Consider the following 14734-nt stretch of genomic DNA (forward strand, 5'->3'; position numbering starts at 1 on the left):
GCACCGTCAACGCCGCTGCCCAACACCGCAACCGACACGCCGTCAGCGTCCTCGATCAGGTGACTGCTCTTCGTGTCCATCTGGGGTCCCTTCTGATCGGGTGCCCACCTGATTCATGACACTCCCATCCGATACGCGGACTGCGCACGGCAGCTTCCCCAAGGACATCAGCGCCAGCGTGGCGGCGTTCATGCCGATGCGGGGGTTTCGCAGCAGGCCGAGCGGCACCAAGGGGTGGCGGCAGCGGTTTTGGTGCAGGAGGAAGGCCAGCAGCGGTGCGAGTTCTGTCAGGTCGCGGCAGGAGTTGAGTTCGTCGACGGGCGCGCGACGGGGGCCTGTGTGGGGCGAGGGCGGGCTGGTTATGGGCGGGCGGTCGTGCTGAGGAGTGTCAGGATGCGGGTGGCGAGGCCGTCGATGCTGCCGGCGTTGATGACCTCCATGGTGGGGATCTCGTAGGCCAGCTCGCTTTGGATGCTGACGACCAGTTCGGTGGCCATGAGGGAGTCCAGGCCGAGTGAGTCCATGCCGCATGTGCGGTCGATGCGCTCGGGAGCGCGGTGGGTGATCCGGGAGACGAGCGTGACGAGCAGGTCCGCGAGTGCGTCCTTGCTGATGTTCGGGCCGCCGTCGGCCAGGAGGCGGCGGGCTTCGGTGGCCTGGTTGCCGCCGGGCGACTGGGCAGGCAGGAGCGCGGTGAACCGCGGCGTGCGCAGGCCCGGGAGGATCGCGGCCAGACGTGTGAAGTCGAGGTGACCCACCTGCACGACGCCCGGGCCGTCACCACCACCACCGGCGGCGGCGGTCGGATTGCCCGCATCGTCATCGGGGCCGCTTCCCGAGCAGGTCATCAGCTCTTCGAGAGCGGTGAGGATCTGGGTGGTGCTCATGGGAGCGATACCCATGCGTTCCAGCACCCGGCTGACCTCATCCACGGCCGCGATCCCGACCTCTCCGGACAGGCCCCAGCCGATGGCCAGGCCGGGGAGACCGGCCGCCCGGCGGGCGCGGACGATGCCTTCCATGGTGAGGTTGGCGGCGGCGTAGGCGGCCTGGGCGCGGTGGCCGACGGTGGCGGAGATGGACGAGTGGACGACGAAGAAGTCCAGTTGGGCGTCACGGGTCAGGCGGTCCAAGACCATGGTGCCGCTCAGCTTCGGCGCGAGTACCGCCTCGGCGGTCTCGTCGCTCAGCTCGGCCAGCAGCGCGTCTCCCACGACCATGGCCGAGTGGATGACACCACGCACGGGCCGCCCGGTGGCGGCGATGCTGTCGAGCACAGTGGCCATAGCAGCCGGGTTGGCCACGTCGGCGGCGTGGGCTGTGGCAGTGGCGCCCCTGCGGGCCAGGGCGGCCAGCAGGTCGTCCGCGCCCGGTGTGGCAGGGCCGCGGCGGGAGACGAGGGCGAGATGGCGGGCTCCCCGGTCGGCAAGGAAGCCCGCGTTGGCGGCTCCCAGGCCGGTGAGGCCCCCGGTGACCAGGTAGGTGGCGTCGGGGTCGCAGACAAGACGCTGGGGGAGTTCGGTGACGTGTGGCCGGGGGGTGAGGGTGATGACCACCTTGCCGACGTGGTGGGAGCGGCGCAGCAGCGCGAACGCGTCCATGATGTTGTCGGCAGGGTAGAGGTGGTATGGGAGCGGGCGGTAGATCCCCTGCTGGACGCGGCGGGTGAGTTCGTCGAAGTGGCGTGCCGACAGCGTTGTTTGCCGGTTGAGCATCTGGAGGGCGTCGACGGCGTGGAAGGACAGGTTGTTGCGGAAGGCCCGCAAGGGCAGGCGGCCGCCGGTGTGGATGTCGCGCTTGCCGAGTTCGACGCAGCGGCCTCCGGGCCGCAGCATGTCGAGGTTGCGGGCGATGGCCTCGCCCGCAAGGGAGTTGAGGACGACATCGACGCCGTCACCCCCGGTCAGCTCGAGCACCCGGTCGGCGAAGCCGAGCGTGCGGGAGTCCAGGACATGGTCGGCGCCCAGCAGGGTCAGCAGCGTGCGCTTGGCAGGACTGCCGGCGGTGGCGACGATCCGGGCACCGACATGGTGGGCGTACTGCAGGGCGGCGAGTCCCACCCCGCCGGCGGCGCCGTGCACGAGGAGCGTCTCCCCTTCCCCGAGGCGGGCCAAGTGCTCCAAGGAGTGCTGCACCGTGAAAAAGGCGACCGGCAGGGTCGCCGCCTCGGCGAACGACAAATGGCTCGGGACACGTCCGGTACATGCGGCGGGGACCACGACGTGCGAGGCCAGGGCGCCGGGTGCACAGGCGAAGACCCGCTCTCCCACCTTCAGCGTCGTGCCCTCGCCGACAGCGGTGACGACGCCCGCGCACTCCAGGCCCAGGCCGTGTTCCCCGGGGGCGGGGACTTCGGCGCCTGGTGGTAGGGAGTCGGTGGCCAGCAGGACGTCGCGGTAGTTGAGTCCGGCCGCCCGTACCTCGATGGTCACTTCGCCTGGGCCGGGGGCGGGCGGGGCGGGAGCGGGCACCCAGTCCAGGCCGAATCCGAGCCCCGGGCGACGTAGACGCAACCGATGCCAGCGTCCGTCGGCAGTGGCAGTGGCAGTGGCAGTGGCAGTGGCAGCGGCGGCGGCGGCGGATGGTTCGCGCAGTCGTGGGACGAATCGGCCGGCAGGCGTGAGCACGATCTCGTCCTCCGCTGTCGGGGTCAGCAGTTCGCGCGCCAGCCGGGGGGCGTCGTCCTCGGGCGACGGCCCGCGTTCGAAGGCCAGCCGTCTGATGGCAGGCCGGGGCTGTTCGTTGGTGAGGCTGCGGGCCACCGCCCATGGCACGCAGTCCGCCGGGGCCGGGCGGGCCCCCGCCTCGGGCACGGCTCCCGACGGGCGGGTGATCAGCCACAAGGAGGGGTCGACCGAGCGAGGAAGCTGTGCACAGGCCTGAGCCACGGCGCGCAGGACGGCGGTGCGGGTGACGGCCTGCTCAAGGATGGTCCGATCACGGCCTGGGTCTGTCAGGCTGTCGCCGTTCGTGTCCGTGCTCCCACCTGCCAGTAGGAGGACCAGGACGGGCCGGGACTGGTCGGACCGTAGATGAGCGGCCCACTGATGGGGATCGGTGGTGGCCTGGACGACGGTCACCGGTGCGTCGTCCGCAGAACCGAGGTCGGCCGCGAGGGCTTGGGCGAGTGGGTCGTCCGGTTGCTCGACGGCGACGATCCAACTGGTCGCAGGAGCGCGGACTGCCCTCTGACTCGCGAAGCCGGTCCCGTTCGGGGGCGTGGCGTCAATTGTGCTGCGGAGAAAGGCAGGTGCGTCGGATGTCTGGGCGTGCCGCTGACTGGTCCGTCCGGGCGCACGTCGCGCGATGAGTACGGAATAGTCGGCCTTGGTGACATCCCCATCCAGCTGAGCTGTCTCGTCGAAACCATGAGCGGCGAGCAACTCATGCCACCGTCTGGCCGTCAGGAGTGGGGAATGGGGGCGCAGATCGGGGTCGTCGGCGTTCCAGAAGCTCTTCAGCGGGCCGAAACAGGGAAGGAGACGGTCGAGGTTGTGGGTCTCGGCGGCCAGCAGGTGGCCGCCTTCGCCGAGCAGGTCGGCGAGGCGGGTAAGGCTCTCGCGCAGCCGGGTGGTGGCGTGCAGGACGTTGTCGGCCACGACGAGGTCGTACGTACCCCGGGCGAACCCCTGGGGTTCGGGGTCCCGGTTCAGGTCGAGCGGGCGGTAGACGATGTGGTCGTGGCCGGAGAAGCGGGCGCGGGCGCGGGGGAAGAACGTTGCGGAGATGTCGGTGAAGGTGTAATGCGTGCGCCCGGGCGGTAAGACGTCGAGCAGGGCCGTGGTCAGTGCTCCGGTGCCGCCTCCGACTTCCAGGACGCGCATTGGCCGGCCCTCGGGCCAGTGCCGGACCAACTCACGGACGAGGGCGGCCATCCGGGCTTTGTCGTGGCGGACCCCGGCGCTGGTGGAGTAGTAGTTCTCCACCCAGTGACGGTCGCTCTCCCCGAAGAGCATGGCGACGGCGTCGTGACGGCCGAGGAGCACCTCGGGCAGCAGAGTGCCGCAGTACGTGTGCAGCACCGCTTCCGTGGCGCACTCCGGGACCGCTCGCAGTAGCTGCGCCAGAACACCCTGGGGGTCGGGGCGGGCCGCCGGCGTCCAGCTCCCGTCACTGTCGCGGTGCAACAGCCCTGTGCGTTCGGCCTGGTCGAGTGCGGCGTGCAGCAGGTGCCGGTAGACGGGGAGTGCACCGGCGCCGATAAGGCTGTCGGGTGTGTACGCGGTGGCTTCGGGATCCAGAGTGCGGAGGGCGCGGAGAGTGAAGTGCGCGCTCAGCCGGTCGATCAGACCGGTGCCCTTGGCGTAACGCACTGCGTCCCAGTCTCCGTCCCAGATGCCCTCGGCCGCACGGACCAGTTGGTGCGGGGCGGGCAGCGGCGGGGCGGGCGCGACAGGGTCGAGATCGTGGGGCGCTGCGCGCAGGACCGTGACCAGGTGTCTCGGCGGGGCGTCGGCGGTATCGAAGCGGCGCAGCCTGCAGCCGTCGGCCTCGGCGGTGACGCGGCCCTGGTCGTCCAGGAGGCGGATGTCCCAGGACACCTCGCGAGGCGTGGCCTCGCGGCGGCGTACGTATACCCAGCCCTCCGCAGGAGCCTCACCCCATACCCGCAGGGCCGTGATGGCCGACGGAAGGTAGGGGGCGTCAGGCGAACGGCCTGGCTTGGTGCCGTCCTGGCCGAGGAGGGGAGCACCCGCCTGCAGCGCCGCGTCGAGGAGGGCGGGGTGCAGCACGTACTGCTCGGGCGTGGTCGACTCCGGAGTCTTGGGGAGTGCGTACCGGGCCAGGACCTCACCGTCCCCGACCTGCAAGCTGGTGAGGACGGTGAAGGCGGGTCCGTAGGTGATGCCTACGGCGGCGGCCCTGGTGTGGGTGTCTGCCGCAGAGACGGTCTGCGGCAGACGGGCGCGCAACGCCCGGATGTCCTCCGCCGCAGGCTGTTCGCGCAGCAGACGGCGTACGACGCCTCGGGCATGCGGGCGCCAGGGCCCAGTACCGTCGCGGCTGGCGATGCGCACCGTGCCGTCGCCCGCGTCGAGCGAGGTCTGAAGGCGGACATCCATGGCGGGGTCGTCGAAGGGCAGGGCCAGGGCCCGCTCGACGGCCAAGTCCTCAAGTTGGACGGCGCCTTGGAGGTGGAGACGGCCGGCGCCCAGGGCCGCCTCGGCGAAGACGGCGGCGGGGACGACGACCGCACCGGTGACGACGTGGTCGGCGAGCCACCGGTGGCGGGTAGGATCGATCCGCAGTTGCCAGAGGGGTTCGGCGTGGGCGGCGCGCTCGCCGAGAAGCGGATGGTGACGCCCGCCGTCGCCACAGCCCTGCCCGAACCACACGGGGGAGCCGTGCCAGTGGCGTTCCCGCTGCCAGGGGTAGGCGGGCAGGTCCTGGACCCGGCCCGGCACAGGGAAGAATCCGCTGACATCGGTGCGGGCGCCGGCGGCGAGCAGGGCGGCGACGGTCCGCTCCAGGGCCTGGGCTCCGTCCCGGTCCCGCGAAATGGTGGGCAGTACCGTGGTGGGCCCGATGCCGTCCGCGGCGAGGATGCGACGCAGGTAGTGGGAGAGAACCGGGTGCGGGCCGATCTCCACGAAGGCGTCGCAGCCCGCGGCCGCCAGTGCCTGGACCGCGTCCGGTAGTTGCACGGGGCGGCGGATGTTGTGCCACCAGTACTGCCCGGTCAGTGATTCTCCCGGCTGGAGGGCGCCAGTGACGGCCGAGGCGAATGGGAGCTTCCCGGCCTGCGGGTGCAACGCGGCCAAAGCGGCGCGCAGGTCCGCCTCGATGGGGTCCATGCGTGAGGTGTGAAAGGCGTGGTCGAGGTCGAGCATCCGGAAGAAGACACCCTGCCCGGCCAGCTTCTGGGCCAGCTTGTCGAGAGCGGCCTTGTCACCGGCGACCGTCACATCACGCGGGCTGTTGACGGCGGCCAGTTCCAACAGGCCTCCGAAGAAGGTCAGTTCCTCCAGCGCCTTCCCGGGAGGCAGACCTACCGCAGCCATCCGTCCAGAACCGGCAGTACGGGCCTGGGCGCGGCTGCGGTGGGTGATGACCTGGGCAGCGGAGGCGAGGTCGAGAGCGCCACAGGCGTGGGCGGCGGCGACCTCGCCCACGCTGTGTCCGGCCACCCCGGCCGGGCGCACTCCGTACGCCGCCAGGGCGGCGGTGAGCGCCACTTGTACCGCGAACAGCAGCGGCTGGGCGATCTCTGTCCGCGCCTGCCGGACCATGTCGGTGCCGTGGGCCAACTCCTCTCGTACGGACCAGCCGAGCAGGGGCGACAAGGCCGCGTCGACCTCGTCGACGGCGTCCCGAAACGCCGTCTGCCCGGACCGGGCACCGGAGGCGGAACCACGCTCGGGCGCGGTCAGCAACCGGCGTCCCATTCCCGTCCACTGAGCGCCATTGCCGCTGTAGACAAAGGCGATCACGCCACTGTCGAGCACGGGCGCGGGCGAGGCGTCGGCACTGGTGCGCAGGTGGGCGGCGGCGGCGCGGGCGTCGGCGGCCAGGACGACGGAGCGGTAGGGGTGTCCGCCGCGCCGCATGAGGGTGGTGTGGGCGATGTCGTAGAACGTGCCGGTGTCCGCGCCTGTGGTGTCGAGGTGGTCGGCGAGCACGGTGGCGGCCTCGGCCAGGGCGGCGGGAGTGCGCGCGGAGACCAGCACCGGACGAAGGCCCTCGGGCGGGTCCTGCCGGGGGGCAGGTGCGGGGGCAGGCGCGAGGACCGCATGGGCGTTGGAGCCGCCGAATCCGAAGGAGTTGACGCCCACCAGCCCGCCGGAGACCGACGCCAGCGGCGTGGCGGCGGTCACAGGGGCCAGGCCCAGGCGAGGGAAGTCGATGTCCGGATTGACCGGCACGCCGTGCAAGGAGGGCGGGATGACGCGATGGCGCAGGACGAGGACGGCTTTGACAAGCCCGGCCAGTCCCGAAGCGGACTCCAGGTGCCCGAGGTTGGTCTTGACCGACCCGATGGGCAGCGGCAGCTCCGCGGAACACCTGCCGACCAGAGCCGTCGAGATGGCCTCGCACTCCAGAGGGTCGCCCACGGGAGTCCCGGTGCCGTGCGCCTCCATGTACACCAGCGCGCGGGCGTCCGGCCCTGATGGACCGTACACCTGGCGCAGCAGGGCGGCCTGCGCCTGGGCACTGGGCTGGGCCAGGCCAGTGGTGCGGCCGTCGCTGTTGGTCCCGGTGGCCACGATCACAGCGTGGATGCGGTCACCGTCAGCGAGCGCCCGGCCGAGTGGCTTGAGGACGAGGACCACGCCTCCCTCGGCCCGTACGAACCCGTCGGCGGCCGCGGAGAAGGCGCGGCAGCGGCCGGTGGGTGAGAGCATCGATGCCTTGGCGAAGCCGACGAACTCATGGGGCCCGATGAGAACATTGACTCCGGCGGCCAGCGCCAGCTCCCCGCCGGAGCCGAGGAACGTGCACGCCTGGTGGAGGGCAACCAGACTCGACGAACAGGCGGTGTCCACGGCCAGGCTGGGACCGCGCAGGTCGAAGGCGTGGGAGAGGCGGCCCGCAGTGTTGCCGCTCGCAAGCCCGGTCATGGTGTGCTGGTCAACGGTCTCCAGCCGACTGAACTGAAGGTGGCCGTAGGCATGGTTGGAAACCCCGACGAAGACCCCGGTGCCGGAACCTGCCAGGCAAGCCGGATCGATACCGGCGTCGTCCACCCCCTCGGCGGCCAGCTCCAGCAGGATCCGCTGCTGCGGGTCCATGCGGCCGGCCTCGCGCGGGGAGAGTGAGAAGTACTCCGCGTCGAAGCCCGCGATGTCGTCGAGCACCCCCGCCGCCGCCGTATAACTCCGCCCGGGCCGACGCGGATCGGCATCGGTGAACTCCTGTGCATCGAACCGTTCGGCAGGCATCCGCGTGACCAGATCCCGGCCTTCGAGGAGCGCGGACCACAGCGTGTCCAGGCTGTTCAGGCCACCTGGGAGACGGCAAGCGATCCCGACGACTGCCACATCGCCTCCGCGGCGGGCTTCCCCCGCGAAGCTGTCAGCTGGACAATCCATATCCGCCCCCACCGCGGCACCCCCCTCGACCGACCCTCGGGAACTTGCCCATGCCGCGAGGGAGAAAAAGGACGGGCTCCGGCCATTCCCCCGAAAGAGTGATGCAGCCCCGTGCGGCGCCCGATGATGGGTGAGCTGGCCCTACAAGGAGAGACGCACGGCGGGACCGGGAAGCGGAGGGGGCACGTTCTGACAGCGAGGGCGCTTGGTGACGGACTGCTATGGGACCTGGCGCCCGAGCGGGGGTGGCGCAGCCCGGACGCCGCCGTACTGCTCCTCCCCGGAGTGGGGGGCAGCGCCGCGGACTTCGCGCACTGGCCCCGCCACCTCACCCCCGGATTCCGGATTCTGTCCGCTCGCTATCCGGGGCGGCAGAGCGGTGGAGCGGCTCCTGCCGCCGCCCTCAGCCCGGCAACTGGCCTTACGGGACTCGCCACCCAGCTTGCCGACAGGCTGGTGCACCACGTCACGGAACCCCTACTGATCTTCGGACACAGCATGGGAGCGGCCCTCGGCTACGAGACCGCATGGGAACTCGCCCGTCGACGTCAGCCGGCCCTCGCTCTCCACGCCTGCGCAGCCTTCTCACCACCCGAATACGCGAACTTCGACCTGAACAGCCGGGCCATGAGCGACGATACCCTGACCGCCCTCGCCACCACCTTGGCCATCGCCCTGCCCCGCGAAGAACGCACACAGCAGCGCCGAAAGGCACTACGGGCACTGCGTACCGACCTCGCCTTGATCGATGCGTACGACTATGGAACTTGCCCCAGACCGCTGGAGTACCCGATCACCGTTGAGCCGAAGCGCGATAGCTGTCACAGAGGCGGGCATGTTGTCACCGGGATTTGTTCCGGCGGCGGCAGGCTCGCCTCGCATATAAACCCAGAGTGCAAGCGAAAGGCGCGCACTCGGCGGACCGCGATCCGTCAAACGCGCGCCCATGTGACGCCCTGTCAATTTGGCATCAGGTTCTCGGTACTGTGGCCACGGGCACCGAGACCGTTCAACTCAGTTGCCGGTGAAGACGATCAAGGTCAGATTCGCCCCGTAAGTGGGTGTGCACGCGCCTCGGTAGAAGTTCCAATTGCGTCCCGAGGCGTCCCGCACGTATCCCGTGTAGCTGTCGGAGCACACCCAATGGGAATTCACGATGTTCATCCAGCCTTGGTTGGCGGGCCCGCCGTCCCAGACGTAGCAGTAGTTGCCGCCATTGCCGTAAGAGACGTTGACGACGGACGACAGGTTGCACGTGGAGTTCACGACCGTGGCGCTGGCCGGGGTCGCAGCGAGGACGCCGGCGGTGGTGAGGCCGGCCGCGATGGCTCCAGCTGCCAGCTTTCGGGTGAGATTCATGTAGTTCCCCCTGAGGATGCGTGCTTGGTGAGTTGTCTCCCATGCGAGCAGTGCCGCCGAGAGGCGTGCGAGCCCCCGTGACGCGCCTTAGTGCATGACTGCTCGTTACGGGGCCGTCGTGCAAGATCGAGGCTAAGAGCTGCTGTCCTAGATCCGTCCTAGGTCCGTCCTTGCGCAGTCCGTGCACATGAGCACATGTGACAAGTCGAATGCCTTGTTGGTGACAACCAGACTGCTTCGACCGGTCCGAATCGCCAGCTCCTCCCTGCCCGCTGGTGACAACTACGGTGCTTTGGCTCAACCGTATGGAGCGCCCGCGACGACACCGTCATCCCCGCTACCTCGGCACAACGGTGGCAGCCGATGACCCGTCACCCCCTCACATGCCATGCCCTCCCCGTGACTCACCGCTGTCTCAACACTCTTCAGGCGATCGAACCGATTACCCGGGCCCTGTGCCGTGAGGGCCTGTAACGCTCCTTCTGCAGTGGCCTCTACGGGACGAGCGCAGCTACACGTCGGACGTCGTCGAGGAGTTGTCCATTGTCGTCGGCCCTGCTGAGCGCCGACCGCTTCGCGGGGCGTTCCGTGCGGCCAAGTCGGCTCATCCGGGGGCGGCGAGTGGGTAGTCGCTGCCGCCCAGGACGGTCATGCGCAACGCCAGCGGTAGGCGCTGACGGTAGCTGTGCTCCGCGCCCAGCGGTACATCGGCCCGCACCCGTTCCCGTACCAGGCCGACGAACTCCGGGTCCTCGGCGGCCGCTGTCAGCTCGCCGCCGCAGCAGCGGCAGATACACGAGGGTGCTTCCGGGGTCGTCCGGGTCGACCGCCGGGCGGAATCCGCACTGGGGCGTCACCCGGCCGGAGACCATGAGCTCGTCGGGGTCGAGTGCGCGGGCAGGCCAGCGGCTGGGGTGCTTTCGCACATATACCGACGGGCATTCACGGTCCTGGACACCCAAGCGGTCCCTGACGTCACAGCGCCGACTCTGCCATCAAGCCCCTGCCCCTCACCGGCAGAGGACGCCACAGCCATGAAGATCACGATCTACGGCTGGAGTACCAGTAGCTTTGCTGAGCGGCGTCCCGAAGAGATGTTATTTGCAATATAGCTATATCTCGTCTTATTGGTGCGGCTATTCAGAGGTGGGTCATAGGGTGAGGGAAGCTCTTCCTCCAACACTTGCGATCATTTCACTGGTAGCATCCGCCAACGATTATCGAGGAAGGTGCCGTTCACTGGCGAGCGATGCACCCTCGCCAACTGGAGGGCACATGGCCCAGGTTGACCAGGAAATGACCGGCCAAACGGTCCGCACCAAGTCAATCCGCACCGGCGTCATGGTACGAAAATGGCTCACCACGACCGACCATAAGGTCATCGGGAACCTCTATATGGTGACCGCGTTCGGCTTCTTCCTGTTCGCCGGGCTGCTGGCAATGATGATGCGCGCCGAGCTGGCGCGCCCAGGGCTGCAGTTCTTCACCACGCTCCAGTACAACCAACTGTTCACGATTCACGGCACGATCATGATGTTGCTGTTCGCGACCCCCATGTTCGCCGGTTTCGCGAACGCCGTGATGCCCTTGCAAATCGGGGCTCCGGACGTCGCCTTCCCCCGACTGAACGCCCTGACGTACTGGCTTTTCCTCTTCGGTGGCCTGATGGTTCTGTCAGGGTTCCTCACTCCCCAGGGAGCCGCGCAGTTCGGCTGGTTCGCATACGCGCCGCTCAACGAGGCCATCCGCACGCCGGGGGCAGGTGGGGACCTGTGGGCCATGGGACTGGTGGTCGCCGGCCTGAGCACCACTTTGGGCTCCGTCAACTTCATCTCCACGATCATCTGCCTGCGCGCTCCGGGCATGACCATGTTCCGCATGCCGATCTTCACCTGGAACATCTTGTTCACCTCCATCCTGGCGCTGCTTGCCTTCCCGGTGCTCACGGCGGCACTGCTGGCCCTGGAGGCGGACCGAAAGTTCGGTGCGCACGTCTTCGACGCGGCCAACGGCGGAGCCATTCTGTGGCAGCATCTGTTCTGGTTCTTCGGACACCCCGAGGTGTACATCGTCGCGCTCCCCTTCTTCGGTGTGATCAGCGATATCATCCCGGTTTTCAGTAGAAAGCCGATGTTCGGTTACCTGGGAATGGTGGCGGCCACGGTCACCATCACCATGCTGTCAGCCTCCGTTTGGGCGCACCACATGTTCGCCACCGGTTCGGTGCTGCTGCCCTTCTTCTCGCTGATGTCGTTCTTCATCGCGGTACCGACAGGGGTGAAGTTCTTCAATTGGATCGGCACGATGTGGAACGGCAGCCTGTCGTTCGAGACTCCCATGTTGTGGGCGATCGGATTCCTGGTGAGCTTCCTCCTGGGTGGGCTCAGCGGGGTACTGATCGCTTCGCCGCCGTTGGATTTCCATGTCACGGACAGCTACTTCATCGTGGCGCATCTGCACTACGTACTGTTCGGGACCGTGGTCTTCGCGATGTTCGGCGGATTCTACTTCTGGTGGCCCAAGTGGACCGGGCGGATGCTTGATGAGCGGCTGGGGAAAATCCATTTCTGGACACTCTTCGTTGGCTTCCAGGGAACCTTTCTGGTGCAGCACTGGCTGGGGCTGGCTGGCATGCCTCGCCGCTATGCCGACTACCTCGCCGCGGACGGCTTCACCACGCTCAACACGATCTCGTCTACCGGAGCGTTTCTCCTCGGTCTGTCCACGCTGCCCTTCCTGTACAACGTGTGGCATACGGCCAGGTACGCACCGAAGGTCGAGGTCGACGACCCTTGGGGGTTCGGCCGTTCGCTCGAGTGGGCGACCTCGTGTCCACCGCCGCGGCACAACTTCAATTCCCTGCCACGGGTACGTTCTGACTCGCCCGCATTCGACGTGCACCATCCGGAGTTCATGAAGACCGAGGCCGCACGGACCGGAGAGAGTGAACCCACGCCCGACACCTTCGGAAAGCGGGGCAAATGAAGGTCGAAGCATACCTGTTCACTGGGGTCTCGCTCTTCTTCTTCGTCACGGACATCATCTACGCATGGCTCTCCGGGGATCCGACGGGGACGGCCGTGCTGACGGTCGCCTTCATCATGGCCGCGCTGATCGCATTCTTCTGCGCGATGAACCAGCGCAGAAAGGGAACCCGCCCCGAGGATCGGCGCGATGGCGACGTACGGGACCGTGCGGGTCTGCTGGACTTCTTTCCGCCGCAGAGTGCGTACCCGCCGCTGACCGCCCTGGGGTTCGCCCTCGGTGCCTTGGGCGTGGTGTTCGGCCTGTGGCTATTCCTGCTCGGGATCGGCATCCTCGCCACGGGGATTCTGGGTTTCGCATTCGAGTTCCTGGACCGAGGATGAAGTCCGACTCCCTCGCCCGGACCTGTCAGTCCTTCGTCTCCAGGGCGGGCGGTGCGGTGCGGGCGTTGATCTGGTCGCGTTGTTCGGCGGTGGTCGGCATCTCAACGCGGTCCCGGTAGTACCATTGGCTCGCCATGGCTTTGAAGCGACGGACACGTGAAACCCCGCCTGCTTTGTGCAACGGTTTCGGGATGTCGCGTAGCAGAATTCTGTAGCGTTCACGCGCGGACAGCGGCCGATTGCTCTCGATGAACTTCCCGTAGATCTCCTGGTGGATATTTCCTGTTTCCCGTCCTTCCACCAGCAACTGCCGATCGCGGGCCTGAAGCGCCAGGCAGATCCGCTTCGTGATCACGAACGCGAGCACCGGTGCGACGATCACGGCGACCCTGAACAGCCATGTCAAGCCGTTGACGGAAATCCTGAAGGAATAGGCGATCACATCATTTCCGCCGGCCATTAGGAGTACTCCGTAGCAGACCACTGCCGCCACGCCGAAGCCAGTCCTGGTGGGTCGGTCGCGCGGTCGATCGCATAGATGGTGCTCGGACCGTTCGTCGGAGATCCATTCTTCGAAGAACGGGTAGAGAAAAAGCAGAAGGAAGAGCACCCCGGGCAGGACGACCGCAGGTAGCAACACGTTCCACATGATCGTGTGGCCTACCACGTTGGTTTCCAGCGGCGGCATCAGGCGAAGCGCGCCCTCAAGGAACCCGACGTACCAGTCCGGTTGGGCGTCCGTAACCACCTGATCGGCGCGGTACGGCCCGTAGAGCCAGATCGGGTTGATCTGAGCCAGTGCACCGAGAGCGCCCAGTACGCCGGCGACCATGAAGAAAAAGCCGGACGATTTGGCCGTGAACTGGGGGAACATAGGCTGCCCGACGACGTTGCGGTTCGTTCGGCCGGGCAAGTTCCACTGAGTGTGCTTCAAGTAGACGACAAGGAAGAGGTGAACGGAGATGAGGGCCACCAACGCACCCGGAACCAGCAGGACATGCACGACGTACAACCTGGGAATGAGCGCGTGGCCAGGAAACGAGCCGCGGAACGTGAAGAAGCTCAAGTACGTTCCCACCAGCGGGATGGATCCGATGATGGTGTCGGCGGTTCGCAGGCCGGTCCCCGACAGAAGGTCATCCGGGAGAGAATATCCGCAGAAGCCTTCGAGCAGCCCCAGCAGGAAAAGCGTCACTCCCACAATCCAGTTGACCTCCCGCGGCCTTCGGAAGGCGCCGGTGAAGAAGATGCGCAGCATATGCACTCCGATGGCCGCGACGAACAGCAGCGCAGCCCAATGGTGAACCTGACGGATGAGCAACCCGCCCCGGACATCGAAGGTGATGTCAATCGTCGAGGAGTACGCCTGGGTCATACGCAAGCCGCGCAGCGGAGCGTACGCGCCGTGGTAAACGCCTTCGCTCATACTCGGGTCGAAGAACAGGGTCAGATAGACACCGGTCAGCAGCAGCACTACGAAGCTGTATAGGGCGATCTCGCCGAGCAGAAAGGACCAGTGGTCGGGGAAAGCCTTCCGCAGCAGTTGCCTGCCAGAAAACGCTGCCGGGAACCGCCGATCCAAGGCCACGAAGCCGCCCGCGGCGAGCTTGCCAGCCTTGGCCTTCAGCTCTTCCTTCCGCTTCTGAAACAGCATGCGGCCTATCTCCCCTCACCCATGGATGCACTTCGCGGTCAATCGCGGCTGATGGGTAACCCGTCACCGCAAGGCTCAACCCCACGCGTGGAGCAGATCGGCCAATCAAGTGAGCGGAGCTGTCGGCATGCCGGGCCTCTCTTCGCTGCGGGTTTCCGAGTCAGCCGCCGATGGTCAGTGGGGTGGAGAGGCCGCCACTGAGGTCGTCGCCGGTACGGGCCACGGCTACTGGCCGGGCCACGTTCCGCGCACACGTCGAAGCGCTACAGGCGATCGTCGACCAAGCACCTCGCCCTGCCGTCGAGGGCAAGACCGGCGGGTAG

Annotated in this window: 5 protein-coding genes and 1 pseudogene; 3 read left to right on the forward strand and 3 right to left on the reverse strand. The window is 67.6% G+C overall.

Going from position 1 to position 14734, the window contains the following annotated elements; translation table 11 throughout:
• Positions 1 to 359: 359 nt before the first annotated feature.
• Complete coding sequence (locus tag P2L57_RS31290) at positions 360 to 7979, reverse strand: type I polyketide synthase (protein ID WP_275820269.1); 7620 nt, start codon at positions 7977 to 7979, stop codon at positions 360 to 362.
• Between the two features lie 177 nt (positions 7980 to 8156).
• Here P2L57_RS31290 and P2L57_RS40920 point away from each other — a divergent pair.
• Positions 8157 to 8819, forward strand: a pseudogene (locus tag P2L57_RS40920) (thioesterase II family protein); the annotation flags it as partial.
• A gap of 225 nt (positions 8820 to 9044) precedes the next feature.
• Here P2L57_RS40920 and P2L57_RS31295 read toward each other — a convergent pair.
• Positions 9045 to 9389 (reverse strand): hypothetical protein, encoded by a 345-nt coding sequence (locus P2L57_RS31295; protein WP_275820272.1) that lies wholly within the window; start codon positions 9387 to 9389, stop codon positions 9045 to 9047.
• Positions 9390 to 10685: 1296 nt separating this feature from the next.
• Here P2L57_RS31295 and ctaD point away from each other — a divergent pair.
• Both ctaD and ctaF read left to right on the forward strand, forming a co-directional pair.
• Positions 10686 to 12374 (forward strand): aa3-type cytochrome oxidase subunit I, encoded by a 1689-nt coding sequence (ctaD, locus tag P2L57_RS31300; protein ID WP_275820376.1) that lies wholly within the window; start codon positions 10686 to 10688, stop codon positions 12372 to 12374.
• Positions 12371 to 12757, forward strand: coding sequence for an aa3-type cytochrome oxidase subunit IV (gene ctaF / locus P2L57_RS31305; protein WP_275820274.1), 387 nt, complete (start codon positions 12371 to 12373; stop codon positions 12755 to 12757). Before ctaD ends, ctaF begins: the two co-directional genes overlap by 4 nt.
• Positions 12758 to 12782: 25 nt before the next feature.
• Here ctaF and qcrB read toward each other — a convergent pair whose 3' ends face one another.
• Positions 12783 to 14411: a cytochrome bc1 complex cytochrome b subunit gene (qcrB, locus tag P2L57_RS31310; RefSeq protein ID WP_275820276.1), complete on the reverse strand. Its 1629-nt coding sequence runs from the start codon at positions 14409 to 14411 to the stop codon at positions 12783 to 12785.
• Positions 14412 to 14734 lie beyond the last annotated feature (323 nt).

The organism is Streptantibioticus ferralitis, from assembly GCF_029223525.1.
Lineage (GTDB): Bacteria > Actinomycetota > Actinomycetes > Streptomycetales > Streptomycetaceae > Streptantibioticus_A > Streptantibioticus_A ferralitis.

Bases quoted from the DNA above. Each gene is read 5' to 3' on its own strand.
- ctaD (WP_275820376.1), top strand. From the start codon at position 10,686: ATGACCGGCCAAACGGTCCGCACCAAGTCAATCCGCACCGGCGTCATG.
- ctaF (WP_275820274.1), top strand. From the start codon at position 12,371: ATGAAGGTCGAAGCATACCTGTTCACTGGGGTCTCGCTCTTCTTCTTC.
- P2L57_RS31295 (WP_275820272.1), bottom strand. From the start codon at position 9,389: ATGAATCTCACCCGAAAGCTGGCAGCTGGAGCCATCGCGGCCGGCCTC.
- qcrB (WP_275820276.1), bottom strand. From the start codon at position 14,411: ATGCTGTTTCAGAAGCGGAAGGAAGAGCTGAAGGCCAAGGCTGGCAAG.